Source organism: Rhizobium sp. Root149, assembly GCF_001427345.1.
In the GTDB taxonomy this organism is placed as follows: domain Bacteria; phylum Pseudomonadota; class Alphaproteobacteria; order Rhizobiales; family Rhizobiaceae; genus Neorhizobium; species Neorhizobium rhizoryzae.
This window is the reverse complement of the sequence record NZ_LMGD01000012.1, coordinates 569,701-592,226: the sequence shown is the minus strand read 5'-3', so window position 1 is coordinate 592,226 and position 22,526 is coordinate 569,701. Positions and strand designations below refer to the sequence as shown.

The window sequence follows — 22,526 nt, the reverse complement described above, 5'->3', positions numbered from 1 at the left end:
TTCCTCATTTCTTTTCCATGACACATTGCAGCGGGTGCTGGTGCTGGCGGGCAAAATCCATGACTTGGCTTACCTTCGTCTCAGCAACCTCATATGTAAAGACACCACATTCGCCCACACCGTGATTGTGAACGTGCAGCATGATGCGAGTGGCCGCTTCACGGTCCTTCTGGAAAAATCGCTCCAGAATGTGAATGACGAAATCCATTGGCGTGTAATCGTCATTCAGCAATAGAACGCGGTACAGATTGGGACGCTTCGTTTTGGGTTGGGTACGCGTGATAACAGACGTGCCGCGATTGGCCCGATTACCGTTTTCGTTTCCATCGTCCTGCATCAAGATCGGCTTTGCGATCATCTTTCATTCTTCCCCATTGTCTGGCGAATTCAGGTGTGTCGTTCATCGCAACCAGACATCAGTCATACATATTTAGTTCACCGTGTCGGGATTTTAAGCCCCCTGAAATCCCACGCAATCACTATTCCTCGACCCGATCTGGCTACCCTACCAAAACTGGCTTGCCCAGACCTGAGCGCAAACGAAAAAAGCCGCCGCGACGTGTCGCGACGGCCATGATACGTAAGATTCACTCGATCCGATTACAGGGTCGTCTTCGTGAAGACGGATGTTGACTGGCTTGCTGCCGCTTCCAATGGCTTGACGAGAGTCTTGCCCAGTTCGGAATACAATTCTGTCAACTTGCTGGTTTGCGCCACAGCAGTCTCGTAAGAAGACTTCGCGAAGTTGGTCTGCAACTCGAGAGCTGCCTCGATGGTGCGAACACCCATCAATTGCTCGAAATAGGATGTCGCGTCCTGCATGTATTTGCGCGAAAACTCGCCCGTTTCCGTCGCAATCGCCTGCCAGCTCTTAGCGACTTCGGAATAGCTCTTCAGAACGCCATCGACAGCTTCTTTGCTCTTGCGATTGGCTTCTTCGATATTCAACATTTCCCACCTCCTGGACAAATTGAGCCCGAAGTCAATGATTCCGCACTGCGAAAGTCAAGCGAAATTCCTTCGCACTTGCGAAATGCAATGGAAAAAGACAAAAAAATAGCGGGCAACACTGCCCGCCCACAACTCTACCAGAGATAAGTATTACGAGAAACGTCACTCAACCGACAGGAAAAATTGATTCCAATCGTTGCGGATCCGAATCGGATCGGATCACAAATCCACGTCGAGGATCGCCATAGAGAAATTATACGAACGGTCATCGTCTTCGTCATCGACGTAAACCACGCCCAGGAACTCGTCGCCTGCGTAAACTTCAGCGGAGTCATCTTTGCGCGGACGAGCCTTGACCGACATCGAGGGATTGAAGACGCGCTTGAAGTAGGCGTCGAGTTTCTTGATTTCGTCAGCTTTCACCGGTCATTCTCCGTCGTGTTCATTAAGGCTGCGGGCTTTTGGCACGGGAAACAGACGAAAGTAAAGACAGTTCCGTCCACCAACGGGGGTCTTAGTCCTCGGCAGCAAGCATCTGGTTCATGACCCGGGATGGCTCAGAGCAACCCGCCTCTCCCACCACCTTGGCGGGCACGCCAGCGACGGTAGAATTGGCCGGAACCGATTTTAGAACAACTGAGCCCGCAGCAACACGAGAGCAATTCCCGACCTCGATGTTTCCAAGGATCTTCGCACCCGCGCCAATCAGAACGCCGTGCCGGATCTTTGGATGCCGGTCCGCACCTTCCTTGCCCGTTCCACCCAGCGTCACACCGTGAAGGATTGAGACATTGTCTCCGATGACAGCCGTCTCGCCGACCACAAGCCCCGTGGCATGATCCAGGAAAATCCCCTTGCCGATGCGCGCAGCCGGGTTGATGTCGGTCTGAAAAATACTGGAAGCCCGGCTCTGCAGATAAAGCGCAAAGTCGCGACGATCCCGCTTCAGCAACCAGTTCGCCAGCCTGTGAGTCTGGATCGCGTGAAAGCCCTTGAAATAGAGAACGGGCTCAAGAAACCGCGTGCATGCCGGATCTCGATCATAATAGGCCTGAATATCGACGCGCACGATGGAGCCCCATTCGGGCCAGTCAACCATCATTTCTTCAAACGTCTGACGCAGAAGAACGGCCTTCACGTCGGCATGATCCAGCCGCTCGCAAATGCGGTGGATGACACAATCCTCCAGCGTACGGTGGTTTAGAACGGTCGAATAAATGAAGGCCGCCAAGAGGGGGTCACGCTCCGCCGCGATAGCTGCTTCAGACTTCAAGGTGTCCCAGATTGGATCTACCGAGGCGACCTGGTCGTTTGAGCGAATTTCAGTGCGAGCAACCATGTGAGCCAACCCCTATCGATGGATCTACTATATAGAACGTCGGGTAAAAAAACCACCCGAGGCCCTGACCGGCTTTCACCCTATTTCATTATAGAAATCGAGCACCGCAGCTTTGAAAATACGGTCCCCAACGGCAAGCATGTGATCGCGGTTGGGAATATCCAGTGCCCGCGCATTCGGCATCAGATCGGCTAACTCGTGCGGCGAACCGGCAATATCATCCTTGGTCCCCACCCCGATGAGCGTTGGCACCTTGATGGACGCCACAGCGGCCCGATCGACAAGATCCCGCGATCCTCTGATACAGGAAGCAAGCGCTGTTCGGTCACTCTTTGTCTGATCGGCAAAGGCACGAAACATCTTGCCACGCTCATGCGTGATCGCGTCCGGTTCGGGCGCCAGCAACGCATCGGCAATAGGGTCCCAATCTCCGACGCCATCCGTCAATCCGATCCCGAGGCCGCCAAGCACCAGGGATTTCAGTCTCTGCTGATGGTTGAGCGCAGCGAAGGTCGAGATCCTCGCCCCCATCGAATAGCCCATGAAATGAGCCGCTTCGATCTCGAGGTGATCCAGAAGAGCAACCGCATCATCCGCCATGATCCAGGGGCGATAGGCCTCCGGATCGAGCGGCTTGTCGCTGGCGCCATGGCCGCGATTATCCAGCGCGATCACTCGGTAGCCAGCCTCCCCGAGCGTCTTCAACCATCCAGGATAGACCCAGTTCACATTCGCACTCGAAGCAAAGCCATGAATGAGAATCACGGCCTCGACATCATGCGGCCCCTCATCGAAATAGGCTATCGAAAGACCGTCATGTGAAAAGCGGGTAAAGCTGGGCGTGTTGAGGTTCATCGAGAAATTTCCTATTGCGGCCGGAACATAGGTCCAAATACCTGTCAATTCCAAGAGAGAACACAGGAATTTAAGCTCAGTAGGGCTTTCCCTCTACACAATCTGCTGCGGCATGGATAATGTCCCGGCAACAGAAAAACGTTGGAGACTATCATGGCCGGTCACGGTATCCCTCATTTCCAGAACGACGGCGGACATAGGGTCATTGAAGTGGGCGTGAAGGAATTCATGTGCACGGGCGCTAATGTGCCGTTCGATCATCCGCATATCTACATCGACATGGGCGATGAGAACGAAAAGGTATGTTCCTATTGTTCGACACTTTATCGCTATAACGCGTCCCTGAAATCCGGCGAAACGATCCCCGCTGGCTGCGTATTCCACGTCAAGGCAGCCTGACGTTAGCAGAACCGATGACGATAAAGACCGCCGCAATCATTGGTGCCGGTATGGCTGGCTTGACTGCGGCGCTCGCGCTCGCTCGGCGCGGCGTTCAGGTGCATGTGCTTGAACAGGCACCCTATCTGGCAGAAGTTGGAGCCGGGCTTCAGATATCGCCGAACGCATCACGCATACTGGATCGGCTGGGTGTCCTGTCCGCACTCGAAAAAGTGTGGACTGAGCCGGAACGCGTGTCGCTGAACTCCGGAAAATCACTGAAACTGCTGGGTCAGGTCCCCGTCGGCCAATCCGCTCGTCAGAGATGGAAGGCGCCTTATGGTGTGCTGCATCGTTCCACCTTGCAGAATGCTCTTCGCGATGCTTGCAACGCCCAGGAGAACTGCACGATCTACCTCGGCAAACGCATTGATGGTGCCACCGCCAGAGAGATGAGTGATATGATTGGAGCGAATGCCGATCTGATCATCGGCGCTGATGGCGTATGGTCTGCTGTACGCGAAACGATCGACAAGTCGCCGGAGCCAGACTTTTCCGGCAATATCGCGTGGCGTTTCACTATTCCCTTCTCGGAGGCTCCGGATTTTCTCGACAACAGAAGCGTGCAGGCTTTCCTTGGACGTTCGGCTCATGCCGTGTGCTATCCGCTTCAGGAGGTTCGCCAGTTCAACATTGTTGCCATTGCCGCTGGCGTTTCACCCGGTCACACCTGGAACGCTCACTCGACGCCGGATCAGAAGAAGCTTCTTTTGGCAGAATTCAAGGGGTGGCATCCGGCTTTCCGGCAGCTTTTGAAAACGGCAGAAGATCCTCGTTTCTGGCCCCTCTACCAACTGGGCGCCGGCGCCTGGACCGATCACGTTTCGAAAGTTCTGATCGGTGATGCAGCGCACGCAATGATGCCGTTTGCGGCACAAGGCGCTGCCATGGCAATCGAAGACGCCTGGGAGCTGGCGCAGACGGTCACAACGCTGCCGCTTGCATCAGCCCTGAGCCAATTTGAGAGTGTCCGCCAGCGACGCGCTGCCAAAGTTAAGGCACGAGGTAACTTCAACCGTTTCGTCTACCATGCCGGCGGGCCGATCCGGCTTGGACGGGACTTGGTCTTGTCGTTGCGTCCGCCGCAATCACTCGCGGCAGACCTTGATTGGCTTTACGGCTACGGCGCCTGATCAAACCGCCGCAGCGGCTCTGAACCCCACTTCCAGGTCCCTCTTCAGATCTTCAATGTTTTCAAGGCCTATCTGAAGACGAATCACCGGTCCGGCCGAAGGCGCTTTCCTGATTGTTCGGTCGTTGAGATTCACATGCAGCGCCAGGCTCTCATAGCCGCCCCAGGAATAGCCAAGACCGAAAAGGGACAAGGCATTCAGGAAAGCGTGGGCTTTTGGCTTGAACTGATCGGGCGTGGCCGCCTTCAGTACGAATGAGAAGACGCCGGAAGACCCCTTGAAGTCACGCTTCCAGATCTCGTGGCCCGGGAAACTCTCGAGGCCAGGATGCAAAACACGTTCGACTGCATCGATGCCTTCAAGCCAATGGGCAACCGCAAGCGCGCTGTTTTGATGGTGGTCGAGCCTCACCGCCATGGAACGCAAGCCCCGCAAAATCAGATAGGAATCCTCAGGCGCACCGCAGATACCGAGTGCGGTCTGCGCCTCCAGGAGCCGAGGCCATGCAGCAGCGTTGGCAGATACGGAACCCATGACGATATCGGAATGACCAGACGGATACTTAGTCGTCGCATGGATAGAAACGTCGACCCCAAAATCCAGCGGACGGAAATAGAGCGGCGTTGCCCATGTATTGTCCATCGTCACGATGCAATCATGCCGATGTGCAGCATCCGAGATCGCTCGAATGTCTTGCATCTCGAATGTGTTCGAGGCTGGAGCCTCCGTGTGCACCAGGCGCGTGTTGGGTCGAAGAAGCGCTTCGATGCCAGCGCCGATTTCTGGATCGTAATATTCCACTTCGATGCCCAGACGCTTCAGCATCGTGTCGCAGAAATAACGGCACGGTCCATAGACGGAATCGACAATGAGCGCATGATCTCCCGAAGAGAGAAATGCAAGGAAAGGAACGGTGATCGCCGCGAGGCCAGAGGGAACGAGGACTGTCCCGGCAGCCCCTTCCAACGCGTTCAGTGCCTCGCACAGAGCGTCTGTCGTCGGGGTACCACGGGTCCCGTAAGTGTACTTTTGGTTGCGGCTCTCCATTGTTGCGCAGTCGGGAAACAGCACAGTCGATCCCCGAACGATGGGCGGATTGACGAAGCCGTGAAAACTGTGCGGGTCATTTCCGAGATGAACGAGCCGGGTACTCGTACCCAATGTGTCAGATTCTGCTTTATTTCTACTCATGAAACCTGAAGCTTTCTAATATGATAGCCTCATCATTGTGGCTATCCACAGGTGCCGCGTCAACATACGAAAACGCTCACTGAAGTCATGCAAAATTGCGATGGATGCTGGCCGAATAAGAGGCAACGCCTGCGCAAAAACGCACAACCAGCCTAATATATCAGCAGCTCAGCGAAATTTGTCGAATTTTGGGCGCTAATATAAAGTGTGAGACTTGACCCTCGCGAAGATTTCCGACTGTGATAGGCGCGGCTCGCTTCGGGAGGCCTTACGAGCCGGTCCTGCGCCATGGTGCGGGATAAACATGCTAAAAAACAAACAGACAAAGGTTGGGAAAATGAAAAAGACAATCCTGTCAGCCGCGATTGGCGCGGCAGTCCTGGGCTTCGCCTCGGCTGCATCCGCTGCCACGCTTGCCGATGTGAAGGCTAAGGGTTTCGTTACCTGCGGCGGTAGCAATGGTATTCCGGGCTTCTCTAACCCGAACGACAAGGGCGAATGGTCCGGTATCGACATCGACTACTGCCGCGGCATCGCTGCAGCTGTGTTCGGTGATGCATCGAAGTTCAAGATCGTTGCTCTGTCCAGTAAGGACCGCTTCCCTGCATTGCAGTCGGGAGAAGTCGATGTACTGACGCGCAACACGACCTGGACGATCAGCCGCGACTCGTCGCTCGGTTTCAACTTCCGGACAGTCAACTACTACGACGGCCAGGGCTTCATCGTTAAGAAGGGCCTGAACGTCAAGTCTGCGCTCGAACTGTCCGGCGCCGCAGTTTGCGTACAGCAGGGTACCACGACCGAACTCAACCTCGCCGACTACTTCAAGGCAAACAACCTGAAGTACAACCCGGTGGTTTTCGAAAAAGAAGCTGACGCCACCAGCGCCTACGACTCTGGCCGTTGCGACGTTTACACGACCGACCAGTCCGGCCTGTACGCCATCCGTCTGAAGCTTAAGAACCCGGACGAAAACGAAGTTCTGCCGGAAGTCATCTCCAAGGAGCCGCTCGGACCGGCCGTTCGCCAGGGTGACGACCAGTGGTTCGACGTTGTTTCATGGGTTCACTACGCCATGGTCAATGCTGAAGAATTCGGCATCACCTCCAAGAACGTTGACGAGATGAAGAAGTCCGGCGGTCCGGACGTCAAGCGCATGCTCGGTGCCGAAGAAGGCACGAAGATCGGTACAGACCTCGGTTTGACGAATGATTGGGCATACAACATCATCAAGCAGGTTGGTAACTACGGCGAAGTGTTCGAGCGCAACGTCGGCCCGAGCAGCCCGCTGAAAATCAAGCGTGGCATCAACGCACTGTGGACCAAGGGCGGCCTGCAGTACGGCCCGCCGATCCGCTAATCGAGCGACAGATTTGACCAATACCGAAGGCGGAGCAATCTCCGCCTTCGGCTTAAACAATTCCCGTAAAGGGCAAAAAGCTCAAAAGAGCATGTAAGAGGGAAAATACCCATGGCAGGCGACGCGCTCAGCTCAGGGAAACCTCGAAAGAGTTTTTCTTCGCTGATTTATGACCCGCAAGCGCGCGGAATATTTTACCAGGTCGTAACAGTGGCATCTGTTGCCCTGTTCGTTTGGATCATCACCCAGAACACGATCCACAATCTCGAGAAAGCCAACATTGCATCTGGTTTCGGCTTCCTGCAGGGGCGGGCAGGTTTCGACATCGGTCAACAGGCTATCGAATATAACAGCGACTCGACATATGGTCGTGCGCTCCTCGTCGGTTTGCTGAATACGCTGCAAGTCGCGTTCTTCGGTATCATCACCGCAACCATTCTCGGCTTCCTGGTTGGTATCGCACGTTTGTCCCACAACTGGCTTTTGGCGAAGCTGGCTCAGGCCTACGTTGAGATCTTCCGCAATATTCCACCCCTTCTGGTCATTTTCTTCTGGTACAAGGGGGTTATCGCAATCCTTCCGCAGGCGCGTGATTCCGTTGCGCTGCCACTCGGCGGCTTCCTCAACAATCGTGGCCTGTTCTTCCCGAAGGCAATCTGGGGCGAAGGCTCATGGATGATTGTTGCGGCCCTCGGCGTTGCGATCGTCGCTTCCATCGTCATTGTCAAATGGGCACGTGCGCGACAGGCAAGGACCGGTCAGCAGTTCCGGTCGGGATGGACCTCTCTTGGCCTGATCATCCTGCTGCCGACTGTTACTTTCCTGGCTCTTGGCGCGCCGCTGACTTTCGACTACCCCGTTGCTGGTCGCTTCAATCTGTCTGGCGGAACCAGTATCGGACCTGAATTCATCTCGCTCTACCTGGCTTTGTCCTTCTATACAGCCTCGTTCATCGCGGAAATCGTTCGCGGCGGCATCAAGGCGGTACCGAAGGGTCAGACGGAGGCTGCCAATGCCCTTGGTCTGCGTGCCAACATCATTACCCGCCTTGTCGTTGTTCCCCAGGCGATGCGGATCATCATTCCGCCGCTCACAAGCCAGTTCCTGAACCTTACGAAAAACTCGTCTTTGGCCGTCGCGGTTGGCTTCGCTGACATCGTTGCGGTTGGCGGGACCATGCTGAACCAGACAGGACAGGCGGTTGAAATCGTCGCGATCTGGCTGGTTATCTATCTGTCACTCTCGCTGACGACAGCGCTGTTCATGAACTGGTTCAACGCCAAGATGGCATTGGTGGAGAGATAAGATGGCGAATGTTGATTTTACCTACGTTCGTAAGGAAATGGTCGCCGCGCGCGAAGCGCCATCGAATGCAAAAGGCATTGGCCATTGGCTGAAGGTCAATCTGTTCGCGACACCCCGCGATATCATCTTCTCCATTCTTGCTATTGCATTGCTGGCCTACATTCTTCCTTCCATTTTCCGCTTCGTCTTCATCGATGCGGTCTGGACTGGCGAAAACCGCACAGCCTGCACGACAGTGTCGCAGGGCGGTGCCCTGCCAGATGGTCAATATGGTGCCTGCTGGGCTTTCGTTTCGGCGAAGTTCGAGCAGTTTATCTTCGGTCGCTATCCGCTTGAGGAACGCTGGCGTCCAATCACCGTCATGGTTGCCTTCACGCTCCTCCTCATTCCGATGCTCATCCCCAAGGCACCGTTCAAGGGTTGGAATGCGTTGGCGCTGTTCATCGTTCTGCCAACGGTATCGTTCTTCCTGCTGACTGGCGGGTTTGGTCTGCCTTATGTCGAAACGCAGCTGTGGGGCGGCCTCATGGTCACCCTGGTCCTGTCCTTCTTCGGGATCACGGTGTCCCTGCCCTTCGGTATTCTCCTGGCTCTGGGAAGACGGTCGAACCTCCCGGCCATCAAGATGCTTTGCATCCTGTTCATCGAGGTCGTTCGTGGCATACCGTTGATCACGGTTCTGTTCTTTGCCAGCGTCATGCTGCCATTGTTCCTGCCGGATGGCTGGACGTTCGACAAACTGCTCCGGGCCTTGATCGGTGTTTCAATCTTCGCATCAGCCTACATGGCGGAAGTGGTACGCGGTGGTCTGCAGGCTATGCCACGCGGACAATATGAAGGTGCCGACTCGCTTGGCCTGAGTTACTGGCAGAAGACACGCCTTGTCATCCTGCCTCAGGCCCTGAAACTGGTCATCCCCGGTATCGTCAACACCTTCATTGGTCTCTTCAAGGATACCTCGCTGGTATCGATCATCGGTATGTTCGATCTGCTCGGCATCGTGACCCTGAACCAGTCTGATGCGAACTGGGCTACGCCCGTAACCCCGGTCACCGGCTATCTGTTTGCTGGCTTCGTGTTCTGGATTTTCTGCTTCGGGATGTCACGTTACTCGCTCTTCATGGAGCGTCATCTCGATACCGGTCACAAGCGTTAATAGGAGAATTTCATGTCCGCACAGAACACCAAGAACGCGACCATGGCGGTCTCCGACACCGACGTCGCAATTCAGATCAGCAATATGAACAAGTGGTACGGAGACTTCCACGTCCTCCGAGATGTAAACCTGAAGGTCATGCGTGGCGAACGTATCGTCATCGCAGGCCCGTCCGGTTCCGGTAAGTCCACGATGATCCGCTGCATCAATCGACTGGAAGAGCATCAATCTGGCCAGATCGTCGTTGACGGCATCGAATTGACGAATGATCTCAAGAAGATTGATGAGGTTCGCCGCGAAGTTGGAATGGTCTTCCAGCATTTCAACCTCTTCCCGCATCTGACAATTCTCGAGAATTGCACGCTTGCCCCGATCTGGGTCCGCAAGATGCCCAAGAAGGACGCGGAAGAAATTGCGATGCACTACCTCAAGCGCGTCAAGATTCCGGAGCAGGCTCATAAGTATCCCGGACAGCTTTCCGGCGGCCAGCAGCAGCGCGTTGCTATTGCTCGTTCGCTCTGCATGAAGCCAAAGATCATGCTGTTCGACGAGCCGACATCGGCGCTCGACCCGGAAATGGTCAAGGAAGTCCTGGACACCATGGTCAGCCTCGCTGAAGAGGGCATGACCATGCTCTGCGTCACCCACGAAATGGGCTTCGCCCGCCAGGTGGCAAACCGGGTTATCTTCATGGACCAGGGTCAGATTGTCGAGCAGAACTCACCGGCAGAGTTCTTCGATAATCCGCAGCACGAACGGACCAAGCTCTTCCTGAGCCAGATCCTTCACTAGCGCACTCCAGCAGAACCGCGTGAGTGGTTTTGCATCGAGTGACGGGAACTGGTAGCATTTTGAGCGATCCAGATCTCGCTTGAAATGTCCCCAAGGGCAACGGAGGCATCGAAAATGCCTCTTTATCAAGTCGAAAGACATAAGGCCGCGCACCTGAACCAGGGCGCGGCCATTTTCGTTCTGGAAAGCTCCACCGAATGAGGCGCTAGAGCGCTTGTGGCCAGCTTCGGGCCGAGCGCGGACACAGCATTCAAAGCCGCAGCCAGTGTACGCAATCAGCACAGAGGTAGCGCATCCGATCCAGGATGTTACCCTACCAGCGGATCGAATAGCGTCCCCGGACCGCAGCATTGGGCTGTGTGGTCGTTATATTGGAAAGCGTACCAACGACTTTCAAATGCGATGAAAACCGTTTTTCGAGGGTGACGGCTGGTCTCAGCTTTCTCAGGCCTGGCTCCGCCGATACCTGCAGGCCGAAAGCTGCGCCGCTAGGAACATGGGTTAACTTAAGTGATTGCTCCAGATCCGAAAAATCAACCTGATTGCCGTTTCGGTCATATTGAAGCGTAAGGTGTCGTCTGACCTCGATATCGAGACTGTCGGTCAGGATCTGCTTCACCTGTTGGGACATCGCTACGTCTGCCACGCCAGTCTCGGTCGCATAGCCGAAATTGACCTCACGGGCGGCTCTGATTGCCGCAAGGTTGGATGACTGGTCCACGATCCGCGCCCAGAACGCGACAGGCGCACGAACCCGTCCGCCGGGCGTTTCGCTCTCAAGACCAATCTGTACTCCGCCGCTAACATCGGTCCAATCGGGAGCAGCGAGTCCAATGCTCGCTTCGTAGGATGTGTTGGAAAGCTTCGACGGTTTCCATATCAGCCCACTGTCCTCAGCCACGCCTACGGTTGGGTGCAGGCTCACAAGAGGAATCGCAATGAACCCGAGCAGGATCATGGGCCGACAGCAAGCGATAGGATGAATGAACGGCATTATGCCGCCATTTTGGTGAACTGAACTGGATATTCGCCGGCATCCAGCGCTTGAAGCTGTTCCTGCCGAGCGGGATGGACACCCTTGAAGCGTATCATTTCAAACCCATTTTTTTCCGAGTTGCGCTCAACTGACTGTATGCTGCGCGAGCGAGCAAGATGCGTAAGACCTTGGAGGGGTAATGTGGCAGAATATCGCCAAATCTGAATGTTGGATGAATGACGCTTGGATGCGGCGCGTTCATGGAAGGAATGCCTGAGATGAAATACCTGATCATCCTCCTGGCTCTCGCCGGATGCTCGACGACGACCGATTCGATAAAGCCATTTCCGGCCAGCCTCACCTATGGGGGACGGTCACCCATCGTGAACGCGCCCGTTGGAAGTTCGTTTAGCTATGATGTCCGGGATGAGTTTGGTGACCGATATCAGGAGCTTTATGAGGTCAAAGCGGATCACACCGTTAGACTGGTAACACGCTTCAAATATTCCCGATCATTCTGAAATCTCGAGACATCAGCGAAACACACCATCGATATGTTGCAGGAAGTCTTGGAGAAAGTGGTGAGAGCACAGGGATTCGAACCCTGGACCTACTGATTAAAAGTCAGTTGCTCTACCGGCTGAGCTATGCTCTCTCACCAACAGCGCTTGGCGCCTTGAAAGTGGGCGGAACATATGCAGATGGCCCTCTGCGGTCAACCCGCAAAGGGCAAAAAATTGGATTGTGGACAACAATCTTTCTCAATGAATGCCTTTGCCATCAGGCTCTTCTTCGAAGCTGACTGCCTCCGCGCCATTTGCTGAGAGACGCACGCGATCACCCTCGACATCAGCCACCAAATCAAGTGCAATAAAATGGTGATGCCCTTCGTGGCGGCCTTCGCCGCTATCACATTTCGTAAGTTTGATTCGGCCACCTTCAACGCGATCAACTGTGCCGACATGCACTCCGTCGGCTCCAATCACTTCTGCATGCTCACGGATACGGCTTGGTTCGATCATTGCTGGATCTCCTTTGCTGCTACCTGCATTGAACGCATTCATGCAGCAAAGGATCCCCTTAGAGCGTTTGGGAGCCGCTCTTATTCATGAATGGTATAGGAGCCAAGCTCGCAGAGGTTCTGCGTATCTTCTGTGGTATCGAGGTCAGAATCTTCAGTGAACTCGAAGCGCATGTCGTACTTGCACACTGTCCGGCCATCGCGAATGGTGATCTTGATGCTTTCACCGGGCTGAAGAACGTCGTTGCCGAACACGTCTTCTTCCCAGTCGTTGACACCAACAGGTGAAGTATAAAAGCGTTCAAGCGTAGAACGTGTATTGTTCGTTAGCATAAACACCAGATCTTCCGCTTTGGCGGAAGACGTTAGAGCCGCAAATGCGGCAGAAAACGCAACAACGTGTCGCAATTTCATCGAATTATCCCCTAAATCACCTCGTCATCTTGGCGCCATCAGCATTAGCTCATCAAATTTCATTCAACAATGTTCAATTCGAAACATCACTAACGGCTAGCATTACGGATTTTTAACTATGCAAGACCCCAGACTCATGTCATCCGAAACTTGGTACTTCGGTGAGCCTGCTGTTCGACGGCATTGGCATCATGAACATCATGCTGGTGTCCCTTACAGGACGCGCCCGCGAAATCGGTTTCCGCTTTTTCGGCGGTGATCGGCATGATCTTTGGCAAATTTCACGCGACACGTGCAGCAACGATGGACCCGATCTTGCACGTCACCACGAATGGCACGATTGGTTACTGATATATCAACAGGTGCGTTGAGAGGCGTCTCCAACTGGTATATCAACGTACCATGGATGAAGTCGACGCCTCCCCCGCAGCACAGGAATCCTACAGTCGCCAAGCCTACCGGGCTCTCGAGCACCTGATTGTCACGCTGAAACTCAAACCGGGCGCGCTGGTGACAGAGAAGCAGTTGATTGATCTTTCCGGTCATGGACGCACGCCTGTCCGCGAAGCGATCCAGAAGCTGGAATGGCAGGGTCTGCTCGCGGTTCGCGCCCGTATCGGGCTGCAGATCTCCGAAATCAATCCGTCCGACTATCGGGATATTCTCTGCGTTCGCCGTCGACTGGAACCCATGGCGGCAGAATTGGTGGCGACACATGCCAACGAAGAGCAGCGTCGCAGGATGGTAAACTGCGCGCGAGACATGGGCGCTGCGGCGGCAACAGGAGACGTGAATGCGTTCCTGTCTGCCGATAAGCGTTTTGACGAGATTGTAGAGGAGGCCTGCCCCAACAAGTTTCTTGTCGGCTCCCTGGCGCCACTACAAACGCACGCCCGCAGGCTGTGGTTCTCCACGGCAACGACTTCATCCATGGATCGGTCGGTCACACTTCATGTCAGCATCATTCGTGCAATACAGCAGCGAAACGGTGCTGAAGCCGCGACAGCGACAGAGCAGCTGCTTGATTACATGAGTGAGAACATCTGATACGCCAACAAAAAACCCCGCAACGAGCGCGAGGTCTGATTTGCACTATTGCTGTGTTACCGATTGAATCAGGCAGACGGGCTTTCTGTTGCGCGCTGCTTGGCAAGTGCCGCCAAATCGGCGGGCTTCAGCTCGACTGACTCACCGCATCCACAGGCCGAGGTCTGGTTCGGATTCGTGAAGATGAAACCGGAGCGCATCTGTGTCGTTTCAAAATCCATCTGTGTACCAAGAAGGTAAAGCACAGCGGAAGGTTCGATCCAGACCTTTGCCCCGGAATGCTCAATCAGGTCATCCTTTGGGTTCGGCTCGGTCACCAGATCAACGGTATATTCCATACCGGCGCAGCCGCCCTTCTTGATTCCGACGCGAATGCCTTTGGCATTCGGACCTGACTTTTCGACGATTGCCTTGACGCGACCTGCGGCAGCGTCTGTCATGCTCATTACTGCAAAGCCCATGGGCCTGATCTCCTTCACACATCCGGATTCAAGGTCCGGAGGTTTCGGTCTGAATGTAGTCGCTTGAGGCTTAAGGATCAATGATTCCGAAGGATCGGCGGAACAAGTTAATACCAGCCGACGGCAACCTGCGCCTCTTCCGACATGCGCTCAGGCGTCCACGGCGGATCGAACGTCATTTCGACTTCAACTCCAGAAACGCCTTCAACCGCGCCAACAGCGTTTTCAACCCAGCCCGGCATCTCGCCTGCCACCGGGCAGCCAGGTGCCGTCAGGGTCATCACGATCTTGACCATGCGGTCGTCTTCAATATCGATCTTGTAAATAAGGCCAAGTTCGAAGATGTCCGCCGGGATTTCCGGATCATAGACGGTCTTAAGCGCCGCAATGATGTCATCCGACAGGCGGGCTACTTCTTCAGGCGGAATGGCAGACTGGATGATGCCCTCACGAGCATCCCACTTCGGTATGGTTTCTTCGGTCGACATCATTTCGTCCCTAAGCAAAGAAATTTCGCGCATAGTCCAGCGCATCGGCCAGCGCATCGACTTCGGCGCGTGTGTTGTACATCGCGAATGATGCACGGCAAGTGGAAGTTACGCCAAAGCGTTTCAAGAGCGGCATGGCGCAATGTGTCCCAGCGCGAACGGCAACACCCTTCCGATCTATCACCATCGAGACATCATGTGCGTGGATGCCCGCAAGCTCGAAGGAGAAGATCGCGCCCTTCCCGGGTGCGTTCCCGATGATGCGAAGCGAGTTGATGGACCGCAAGCGTTCATTGGCATAGGCCGTCAAATCAGCTTCGTGCGCAGCGATCGCGTCTCTGCCGACCTTCTCGATATAGTCGAGCGCATGACCCAACCCGATCGCCTGAACAATAGGCGGTGTTCCAGCTTCGAAACGGTGCGGCGGGTCGTTGTAGGTCACGAAATCTTCCGCGACATCGATGATCATCTCGCCGCCACCCTGGAAGGGGCGCATCTCGTGCAAACGCTCTGGCTTGCCGTACAGAACACCGATGCCAGATGGACCGTAGAGCTTGTGACCGGTCATCACGTACCAGTCGCAATCGATGTCCTTCACGTCGACCGGCATATGGACAGCGCCCTGGCTCCCATCGACGAGAACACGGATGCCGCGTTCCTTGGCGATACGGCAAACATCCTTCACCGGAACCACGGTGCCGAGCGCATTCGACATCTGTGTGATCGCAATCAGACGCGTTCGTTCAGTCAGGCACTTCTCGAACTCATCAAGATGGAAAGCGCCGTCATCATCCACCGGCACCCACACCAGTTTCACGCCCTGACGCTCGCGCAGGAAATGCCACGGCACGATATTGGAGTGGTGCTCGAGGATCGTCAGAACGATTTCATCGCCTTCCTTCAGGTGTTGCATCGCCCAGCCATAGGCAACTGTGTTTATGGCCTCGGTCGAATTTTTGGTGAACACCACATTGTCCACAGATCCGGCATTCAGGAAATTACACACCTTCTGCCGCGCCGCCTCATAGGCTTCGGTAGCGGCATTGGACAGGTAATGAAGCCCGCGGTGCACATTTGCATACTCGGAAGAATAAGCATGGCTGATCGCGTCAATCACCGACTGCGGTTTCTGCGCTGAAGCACCGTTGTCCAGATAGACAAGCGGCTTGCCGTGAACGGACGTGGAAAGAATGGGAAAATCGCGACGGATCGCTTCGACATCATAAGTCATGGGCAGCTATCTCACCGGCGGCTCAATCGGCCGCACCATCATCTGCGTCGCCCGCAGGCAAGGGCCCGCGCCCCTGCCTGCGGCAAAGTCAATCAGGCATGCTTTTCCAGCCAGTTGGAAATGATCGCCTCAAGCGCTTCGACAAGCGCCTCGTCTTCCAGCTCTTCCACGATCTCAGCCACGAACGCATTGACCAGCATAGCGCGTGCCTTGTTGCGGGGAATACCGCGGGCCATCAAATAGTACAGATGGTTGTCGTCGATATCGGCAACCGTAGCACCATGGCCGCACTGTACATCGTCAGCAAAGATTTCGAGTTCCGGTTTCGCAGCAAACTCGGCATCATCGGACATCAGAAGCGTATTGCAGGCCATGCGCGCATCGGTCTTCTGCGCATCAAGCGCGACCTTGATCATGCCCTGGAAAACGCCTCGCGCGCGGTCGAACACCACGTTGCGGAAAATTTCCGTCGACGTCGTGTTCGGCACGTTGTGCCCCAGCACCAGCGTCACGTCCGTATGGGTATCACCACCCAGAAGGTTCACACCCCGCAGTTGGAGATCAGCACCCTCACCCGCAACGTCAATGCGCAGTTCCTGGCGCACCAGCTTGCCACCGGCATTAATGACGAACAGGCGAAGCTTGGCGTTATCGCCAACACGCACGCGCACCTGTGCCAGATGCGTATCATCGGCGCCCTGCTCCTGCACGACAATCCAGGTAACCTCGGCGCCATCCTCCAGCGAGATATCGCTAACCGAGGAGACAAACGCCTGGCCATCGGTCGTCTGGATATGCCGCTCGATCACCGTTGCCTTGGAGCCGGCGCCAAAGCTGACCGGGAACCGGGTATGGGCCTGGCCAGCACCATGCAGCGCCTGAATCTCGATCGGCTGTGCAATCTCGGCTCCTGCTGGAAACTCCAGGACATAACCATCGCGCACGAAGCTGCCATTGATCTTGCCGATCGTATCATCCTTGTCGATCACAGAAAGACCCGGTGCCGCCGTCCCTTCCCGCAGCATATCCGCGTAGGAACCGACCACGATGCCATCAACCGAAACGTTTCCATCCGCTTCGCCCTGACGCGTCTTGATCAGCGCCGCAGCATCGACAAGCGGGGCCGGGTTGCGCACCGAGCTCGCAGGACCGCTGGCGGGAATAGAGCGCAGCAAGGTCTTGAGATCCGTGTAGTGCCAGGCCTCGACACGACGTGTGGGAAGCCCGTTGGTCTTGAGATCATCGACAAGGCGGTCTCGCGCGCTGATGACAGCTCCATTGCCCGGCAATTCGCCGATCTGGGCATTATAGCTATCCAGAAGCGCAGTTTCCGCCGCCGTCTGGCGGTGTTGTGCCTGCATATTCATGCCAAATTTCCTTCCGCGGGAGAGCTCAGGCGGCCTGGCCGATGATATCGGCGTAGCCATTGGCTTCCAGTTCCAGCGCCAGTTCCTTGTCGCCGGTCCGGATGATCTGGCCCTTGTAGAGAACGTGCACCGTATCCGGCACAATGTAATCCAGCAGGCGCTGATAGTGCGTGATCACGATCACGGCGCGGTCGGGAGACTTCAGAGCATTCACGCCGTCGGCAACTATCTTCAGAGCGTCAATGTCGAGACCGGAATCCGTCTCATCCAGAACGCACAGCTTCGGCTCCAGAAGAGCCATCTGCAGGATTTCGGCGCGCTTCTTTTCGCCACCGGAGAAACCGACGTTCAGAGGACGCTTCAGCATGTCCGGGTTAATCTTCAACTCGGCAGCCGCTTCTTTGACCTTGCGGATGAAATCAGGCGTAGAAAGCTCAGCCTCACCGCGCGCCTTGCGCTGCTCGTTCATGGCAACCTTCAGGAACTGCATCGTCGCAACGCCGGGAATTTCAACCGGATATTGGAACGCCAGGAAGATGCCCTTGGCAGCGCGCTCGGCCGGATCGAGTTCCAGAATGCTTTCGCCATTATAGAGGATCTCACCTTCGGTCACTTCGTAGTCTTCACGGCCAGACAGAATGTAGGACAGTGTCGACTTGCCCGAGCCATTGGGGCCCATGATGGCGGCAACTTCGCCGGCCTTCACCGTGAGGTTCAGGCCGCGGATGATCTCGGTACCGTCTTCGGCGATACGTGCGTGCAGATTGCGAATTTCAAGCATGATCACTTCCTTCATAGGGCGGTTAAAGAGCCGCCTGTCCGTTCCTTCAGCGCCTCTAGCGCTCCATGTCCGTCATCCTCGGACTTGTCCCGAGGATCTACCGTTGTTCAATTGTAGTGATGCCACTCCCTCGTATTGAGGTGCGGCATGTATGGGTTATCCCTTTGATCCAGTGCCTCATAAAGATCGAGCCAAGTCGGGTTGAACCCTTCAATCAGCTTTATCTTCCACTCTCGTTTATAACGCTTCAGCGATTTCTCTCGTTGGATGGCCAGCACAATATTGGGGTGCCTTTCGAACCAAACGAGGAGCCTGGCATTGTATTTCGAGGTGAGGCCCTTCGTTATCTCATTTCGATGTTGCCACGCACGCCCGGCAAGATCAGAGGTAACACCGGTGTATATGACTCCGCGCGGCTTATCGGACATCATGTAAGCGAATCCGACCATAGCAACCCTCAGCGGATCCTCGGGACAAGCCCGAGGATGACGACAGAGCTATCAACGCGAGGCTTCATCCATCAACCCACCGAACCCTCAAGCGAAATGCCGATCAGCTTCTGCGCCTCGACCGCGAATTCCATCGGAAGTTCCTGAATGACTTCCTTGACGAAGCCGTTCACGATGAGAGCGATAGCCGCCTCTTCCGGAATGCCGCGCTGCAGGCAGTAGAACAGCTGGTCTTCCGAGATCTTGGACGTCGTCGCTTCGTGCTCGAACTGAGCCGACGAATTCTTTGCCTCGATGTAAGGCACGGTGTGTGCGCCGCAACGGTCGCCGATCAGCAACGAGTCGCACTGTGTGAAATTGCGAGCATTCGTTGCCTTGCGGTGCGCCGAAACCTGTCCGCGATAGGTGTTCTGCGAAACGCCGGCGGCAATGCCCTTGGAGATGATGCGGCTCGACGTGTTCTTGCCGAGATGGATCATCTTGGTGCCGCTGTCGATCTGCTGATGGCCGTTCGAAACGGCGATCGAGTAGAACTCGCCACGGCTGTCATCGCCACGCAGAATGCAGCTTGGATATTTCCACGTAATCGCAGAGCCGGTTTCGACCTGCGTCCATGAAATCTTGGAGCGATGGCCACGGCAATCGCCACGCTTCGTCACGAAGTTGTAGATACCACCCTTGCCCTGGGCATCGCCCGGGTACCAGTTCTGCACCGTCGAATACTTGATCTCGGCATCGTCGAGAGCCACAAGTTCAACGACAGCCGCGTGAAGCTGGTTCTCATCGCGCTGCGGTGCCGTGCAGCCCTCAAGATAGGACACGTAAGCGCCTTCTTCAGCGATGATCAGTGTCCGCTCAAACTGTCCGGTGTTCTTTTCGTTGATGCGGAAATAGGTCGACAACTCCATCGGGCAACGAACGCCCTTAGGAACGAACACGAATGAGCCATCCGTAAAGACAGCGGAATTCAGCGTCGCATAGTAATTGTCAGACGTCGGAACGACGGAGCCGAGATACTTCTTCACAAGGTCCGGATGCTCGCGAACAGCCTCCGAAATCGACATGAAGATGACGCCGGCCTTGGCAAGTTCCTTCTTGAAGGTCGTCACGACAGAGACGGAGTCGAAGACAGCGTCCACGGCAACGCGGGGCTTGTCCACGCCAGCAAGAATTTCCTGCTCCTTCAGCGGAATGCCCAGCTTCTCGTAAACCTTGAGAAGTTCGGGATCGACTTCATCCAGTGACTTCGGGCCGGGCGTGTTCTTCGGTGCCGCATAATAGTAGAGATCGTTGAAGTCGATCTTCGGGTAATCGACGCGCGCCCAGGTCGGCTCCTCCATCGTCAACCAGCGGCGATAGGCATCGAGGCGCCATTCCAACATCCAATCCGGCTCATCCTTCTTGGCCGAAATGAAGCGGATAATTTCTTCCGATAGACCTTTTGGGGCCTTGTCGACTTCGATTACGGTCTCGAAACCGTATTTGTACTGGTCAACATCGATCTGGCGGACCTGATCGATCGTTTCCTGCACGGCAGCCATACTCATTCTCCAATCTCGCCGGAATCAAGGGTCCGGCAGGTTGTCATCTGTTGGCGGGGATCAGCCCCGTATGTAGGCGCCAGAAGGAGGTTTTAACACCTTTTGGCAAGCTAATTTTTTGCGTTTCCGCAACTCCTGGACCAATCACGCGGCCCGTTCAGGCATCTTTCGGCGCGCAGCTATTCGCTGGAAGGCAGTCAACGCACGATCTATTGCAATGTCGTCGGTTGTCGCTCCGAGAGAAATACGAAGCGCGCCCATCGCTGGATCCTGCCCCATCGCCATCAGCACCTGGCTTTGCCCGACTTTGCCGGAGGAGCAAGCCGATCCCGCGGACAAAGCCACGCCTTCAAGGTCGAAGGCGATCTGGCCCGTTTCTGACTTCAGGCCTGGAAGGGTGAAGAACGTCGTATTACACACGCGCTCGGAGCCTTCACCGTGGATGATCACATCTGGAGCAACGGCGCGCATACCGGCTTCCAGTCTTTGCCGACGTTGCAGCAAGCGTTCACGCGTGAGGTCCAGATCGCGATTAACGGCCTCAGCGGCGGCACCAAAACCCACGATTCCCGGGAAATTTTCGGTACCGGACCGATGCCCCTTCTCCTGGCCGCCACCGCGAACCAGAACAGATGGCATCATCACCTCACCCCGTATGACAAGCGCGCCGACGCCCTTGGGGCCACCGATCTTGTGGGAGGAAAGGATCAGGAAATCAGCATCCAGCTCAGTGATGTCGACCGCAATGCGTCCAACGGCCTGGACGGCGTCCACGACAAGCAATCCACCCGCAGCGCGCACAAGCTTTGCCGCCTCCGCGACGGGCTGGATGACGCCGGTCTCATTATTGACCAGCATGACCGCCACCATCGGCAGGCCGGCCCCACTATCGTGACGGTCAAGCAAGACTTTAAGCGCATCGAGATCAACGAGCCCAGTCGCCAAGACAGGGATCTCGCTCACCTGCTCACGCACAAACCTGCCGCCCTCCCGGATGGCCGGATGCTCGATTGCCGAAACATAAAGATGTCCGATGGTGAGCGGCGAGCGCCCCATCTTGAACGAAGGCGTCAAAACCCAGTTTGCCGCTTCAGTCGCACCACTGGTAAAGATGACGTGTTGCGGATCAGCACCGACGAGAGCCGCCACCTGCCGACGCGCCTTGTCGATTGCCGCTCGCGCCGCACGCCCTTCTGCATGCACGGAAGATGCATTACCCGGCAGTTCCAGCGCACTCAACATGGCTTCACGAGCAACGCCGCTCAGGGGCGCTGTCGCGTTCCAGTCCAGATATACGCGATCAAAAGCCATTGTCCGATCCGGTTTAAAGCCTACTTCACGCTTGGCGACGCATTTTCCTTGAAATTTTCGCCGCGCATGCCGTATGAGACGACCAACTGGGCGGCACGTCTTGCGCAGCCCAACTTTCGAATGGTTCTAAACTGTTTCTAGAAAAGATGACCGGCTTCGTCAAGTCTCGGCGTCAATGAAACATTGGAAACATGAAAAGCTGACCGGAGTACCGATGCCTGAAGTCATTTTCAACGGCCCTGCCGGCCGCCTTGAGGGCCGCTATCAGCCTTCCAAGGAAAAGAGCGCCCCGATCGCCATCATCCTGCACCCGCATCCGCAGTTTGGCGGCACGATGAACAACCAGATCGTCTATCAGCTCTTCTATATGTTCCAGAAGCGCGGCTTTACGACACTGCGGTTCAACTTCCGCGGCATTGGCAGAAGCCAGGGCGAGTTTGACCATGGTGCAGGCGAATTGTCGGATGCGGCTTCCGCGCTTGACTGGGTGCAGAGCCTGCATCCGGATTCCAAGAGCTGCTGGGTCGCGGGCTACTCCTTCGGCGCCTGGATCGGCATGCAACTCCTGATGCGTCGTCCGGAGATTGAAGGCTTCATGTCGATCGCGCCGCAGCCGAACATTTATGACTTCTCGTTCCTGGCCCCCTGCCCATCCTCCGGTCTGATCATCAACGGTGATTCCGACAAGGTCGCGCCTGAAAAAGATGTGAACGGTCTCGTCGAAAAGCTGAAGACCCAGAAGGGTATCCTCATCACGCACCGCACTGTTGAAGGGGCAAATCATTTCTTCAACAACAAGGTCGAACCGCTGATGGGCGAGTGCGAGGACTACCTCGATCGCCGCCTGAACGGCGAGCTGGTTCCCGAACCGGCGGCCAAGCGGATCCGTTGATCGGATTTAAACGTCAGTGTTTTCGAA

The 22,526-nt window shown here is 55.7% G+C and carries 27 protein-coding genes and 1 tRNA gene; 10 read left to right on the top strand and 18 right to left on the bottom strand.

Translation table 11 applies throughout. The features are described from left to right. Positions 1 to 4 precede the first annotated feature (4 nt). The 5 genes from clpS to ASD54_RS09680 all read right to left on the bottom strand — a co-directional run bounded on the left by clpS (position 5) and on the right by ASD54_RS09680 (position 3,145). On the bottom strand, positions 5 to 358 hold the full coding sequence (clpS, locus tag ASD54_RS09700; RefSeq protein ID WP_062554363.1) for an ATP-dependent Clp protease adapter ClpS: 354 nt from the start codon (positions 356 to 358) through the stop codon (positions 5 to 7). Between the two features lie 242 nt (positions 359 to 600). Next, complete coding sequence (locus ASD54_RS09695) at positions 601 to 951, bottom strand: phasin family protein (protein ID WP_062554362.1); 351 nt, start codon at positions 949 to 951, stop codon at positions 601 to 603. Between the two features lie 219 nt (positions 952 to 1,170). Then, positions 1,171 to 1,374 (bottom strand): DUF3126 family protein, encoded by a 204-nt coding sequence (locus tag ASD54_RS09690; protein ID WP_062554361.1) that lies wholly within the window; start codon positions 1,372 to 1,374, stop codon positions 1,171 to 1,173. Between the two features lie 91 nt (positions 1,375 to 1,465). Beyond that, the gene (gene cysE / locus ASD54_RS09685) at positions 1,466 to 2,290 is read right to left on the bottom strand and encodes a serine O-acetyltransferase (protein WP_062554360.1); all 825 of its coding nucleotides are present in this window, start codon (positions 2,288 to 2,290) and stop codon (positions 1,466 to 1,468) included. 75 nt (positions 2,291 to 2,365) lie between these two features. After that, positions 2,366 to 3,145 carry an alpha/beta fold hydrolase gene (locus ASD54_RS09680; protein WP_062554359.1) on the bottom strand — a complete coding sequence of 260 codons (780 nt, stop codon included), beginning with the start codon at positions 3,143 to 3,145 and terminating at the stop codon, positions 2,366 to 2,368. A 153-nt stretch (positions 3,146 to 3,298) separates the two neighbouring features. On the opposite strand from ASD54_RS09680, the gene ASD54_RS09675 reads away from it, so the two are divergent. Continuing rightward, complete coding sequence (locus ASD54_RS09675; protein ID WP_062554358.1) at positions 3,299 to 3,544, top strand: zinc-finger domain-containing protein; 246 nt, start codon at positions 3,299 to 3,301, stop codon at positions 3,542 to 3,544. A gap of 14 nt (positions 3,545 to 3,558) precedes the next feature. Continuing rightward, a complete protein-coding gene (locus ASD54_RS09670; protein ID WP_062554357.1) occupies positions 3,559 to 4,716 on the top strand; it encodes an FAD-dependent oxidoreductase in 1,158 nt (385 codons plus the stop codon). Here the strand turns inward: ASD54_RS09670 and ASD54_RS09665 are convergent, their stop codons facing one another. Beyond that, complete coding sequence (locus tag ASD54_RS09665; protein ID WP_062554356.1) at positions 4,717 to 5,907, bottom strand: cystathionine beta-lyase; 1,191 nt, start codon at positions 5,905 to 5,907, stop codon at positions 4,717 to 4,719. A gap of 337 nt (positions 5,908 to 6,244) precedes the next feature. Between ASD54_RS09665 and ASD54_RS09660 the strand changes: the two genes are divergently transcribed. The 4 genes from ASD54_RS09660 (at position 6,245) to ASD54_RS09645 (ending at position 10,520) form a co-directional block, all read left to right on the top strand. Continuing rightward, entirely contained in the window at positions 6,245 to 7,267 is a 1,023-nt protein-coding gene (locus tag ASD54_RS09660; RefSeq protein WP_062554789.1) for an amino acid ABC transporter substrate-binding protein, read from the top strand. A 111-nt stretch (positions 7,268 to 7,378) separates the two neighbouring features. Next, positions 7,379 to 8,572 carry an amino acid ABC transporter permease gene (locus tag ASD54_RS09655; protein ID WP_062554355.1) on the top strand — a complete coding sequence of 398 codons (1,194 nt, stop codon included), beginning with the start codon at positions 7,379 to 7,381 and terminating at the stop codon, positions 8,570 to 8,572. Position 8,573: 1 nt separating this feature from the next. Continuing rightward, on the top strand, positions 8,574 to 9,728 hold the full coding sequence (locus ASD54_RS09650; RefSeq protein WP_062554354.1) for an amino acid ABC transporter permease: 1,155 nt from the start codon (positions 8,574 to 8,576) through the stop codon (positions 9,726 to 9,728). Between the two features lie 12 nt (positions 9,729 to 9,740). After that, positions 9,741 to 10,520, top strand: a complete 780-nt coding sequence (locus ASD54_RS09645; protein ID WP_062554353.1) for an amino acid ABC transporter ATP-binding protein — start codon at positions 9,741 to 9,743, stop codon at positions 10,518 to 10,520. A gap of 313 nt (positions 10,521 to 10,833) precedes the next feature. Here ASD54_RS09645 and ASD54_RS09640 read toward each other — a convergent pair whose 3' ends face one another. After that, positions 10,834 to 11,445, bottom strand: a complete 612-nt coding sequence (locus tag ASD54_RS09640) for a hypothetical protein (protein WP_156379145.1) — start codon at positions 11,443 to 11,445, stop codon at positions 10,834 to 10,836. Between the two features lie 329 nt (positions 11,446 to 11,774). Between ASD54_RS09640 and ASD54_RS09635 the strand changes: the two genes are divergently transcribed. Beyond that, positions 11,775 to 12,017 carry a hypothetical protein gene (locus ASD54_RS09635; protein ID WP_156379144.1) on the top strand — a complete coding sequence of 81 codons (243 nt, stop codon included), beginning with the start codon at positions 11,775 to 11,777 and terminating at the stop codon, positions 12,015 to 12,017. A gap of 58 nt (positions 12,018 to 12,075) precedes the next feature. Here ASD54_RS09635 and ASD54_RS09630 read toward each other — a convergent pair. The 3 genes from ASD54_RS09630 to ASD54_RS09620 all read right to left on the bottom strand — a co-directional run bounded on the left by ASD54_RS09630 (position 12,076) and on the right by ASD54_RS09620 (position 12,931). After that, positions 12,076 to 12,151 (bottom strand) — tRNA-Lys (locus ASD54_RS09630). A 106-nt stretch (positions 12,152 to 12,257) separates the two neighbouring features. Continuing rightward, on the bottom strand, positions 12,258 to 12,518 hold the full coding sequence (locus tag ASD54_RS09625; protein WP_062554350.1) for a DUF2171 domain-containing protein: 261 nt from the start codon (positions 12,516 to 12,518) through the stop codon (positions 12,258 to 12,260). 80 nt (positions 12,519 to 12,598) lie between these two features. Continuing rightward, positions 12,599 to 12,931: a hypothetical protein gene (locus ASD54_RS09620; protein ID WP_062554349.1), complete on the bottom strand. Its 333-nt coding sequence runs from the start codon at positions 12,929 to 12,931 to the stop codon at positions 12,599 to 12,601. A gap of 161 nt (positions 12,932 to 13,092) precedes the next feature. Between ASD54_RS09620 and ASD54_RS09615 the strand changes: the two genes are divergently transcribed. Both ASD54_RS09615 and ASD54_RS09610 read left to right on the top strand, forming a co-directional pair. Continuing rightward, positions 13,093 to 13,302 (top strand): hypothetical protein, encoded by a 210-nt coding sequence (locus tag ASD54_RS09615; RefSeq protein WP_062554348.1) that lies wholly within the window; start codon positions 13,093 to 13,095, stop codon positions 13,300 to 13,302. 31 nt (positions 13,303 to 13,333) lie between these two features. Then, positions 13,334 to 13,978, top strand: coding sequence for a GntR family transcriptional regulator (locus tag ASD54_RS09610; protein WP_062554347.1), 645 nt, complete (start codon positions 13,334 to 13,336; stop codon positions 13,976 to 13,978). A gap of 68 nt (positions 13,979 to 14,046) precedes the next feature. Here ASD54_RS09610 and sufA read toward each other — a convergent pair whose 3' ends face one another. The 8 genes from sufA to ASD54_RS09570 all read right to left on the bottom strand — a co-directional run bounded on the left by sufA (position 14,047) and on the right by ASD54_RS09570 (position 21,607). Continuing rightward, positions 14,047 to 14,439: a Fe-S cluster assembly scaffold SufA gene (gene sufA, locus ASD54_RS09605; protein ID WP_062554346.1), complete on the bottom strand. Its 393-nt coding sequence runs from the start codon at positions 14,437 to 14,439 to the stop codon at positions 14,047 to 14,049. Between the two features lie 107 nt (positions 14,440 to 14,546). Continuing rightward, positions 14,547 to 14,927: an SUF system Fe-S cluster assembly protein gene (locus tag ASD54_RS09600; protein WP_062554788.1), complete on the bottom strand. Its 381-nt coding sequence runs from the start codon at positions 14,925 to 14,927 to the stop codon at positions 14,547 to 14,549. A 10-nt stretch (positions 14,928 to 14,937) separates the two neighbouring features. After that, positions 14,938 to 16,158 carry a cysteine desulfurase gene (locus ASD54_RS09595; protein WP_062554345.1) on the bottom strand — a complete coding sequence of 407 codons (1,221 nt, stop codon included), beginning with the start codon at positions 16,156 to 16,158 and terminating at the stop codon, positions 14,938 to 14,940. A 92-nt stretch (positions 16,159 to 16,250) separates the two neighbouring features. Beyond that, the gene (gene sufD, locus ASD54_RS09590) at positions 16,251 to 17,525 is read right to left on the bottom strand and encodes a Fe-S cluster assembly protein SufD (RefSeq protein WP_062554344.1); all 1,275 of its coding nucleotides are present in this window, start codon (positions 17,523 to 17,525) and stop codon (positions 16,251 to 16,253) included. A 25-nt stretch (positions 17,526 to 17,550) separates the two neighbouring features. Then, positions 17,551 to 18,306, bottom strand: coding sequence for a Fe-S cluster assembly ATPase SufC (gene sufC / locus ASD54_RS09585; protein ID WP_062554787.1), 756 nt, complete (start codon positions 18,304 to 18,306; stop codon positions 17,551 to 17,553). A 107-nt stretch (positions 18,307 to 18,413) separates the two neighbouring features. Further along, entirely contained in the window at positions 18,414 to 18,737 is a 324-nt protein-coding gene (locus ASD54_RS09580; RefSeq protein WP_244484720.1) for a GIY-YIG nuclease family protein, read from the bottom strand. Positions 18,738 to 18,826: 89 nt separating this feature from the next. Further along, positions 18,827 to 20,296 (bottom strand): Fe-S cluster assembly protein SufB, encoded by a 1,470-nt coding sequence (gene sufB, locus ASD54_RS09575; RefSeq protein ID WP_062554342.1) that lies wholly within the window; start codon positions 20,294 to 20,296, stop codon positions 18,827 to 18,829. 144 nt (positions 20,297 to 20,440) lie between these two features. Then, entirely contained in the window at positions 20,441 to 21,607 is a 1,167-nt protein-coding gene (locus ASD54_RS09570) for a cysteine desulfurase family protein (RefSeq protein WP_062554341.1), read from the bottom strand. A gap of 214 nt (positions 21,608 to 21,821) precedes the next feature. Here ASD54_RS09570 and ASD54_RS09565 point away from each other — a divergent pair, with 214 nt between their 5' ends. Beyond that, positions 21,822 to 22,499 carry an alpha/beta hydrolase gene (locus ASD54_RS09565; RefSeq protein ID WP_062554340.1) on the top strand — a complete coding sequence of 226 codons (678 nt, stop codon included), beginning with the start codon at positions 21,822 to 21,824 and terminating at the stop codon, positions 22,497 to 22,499. Positions 22,500 to 22,526 lie beyond the last annotated feature (27 nt).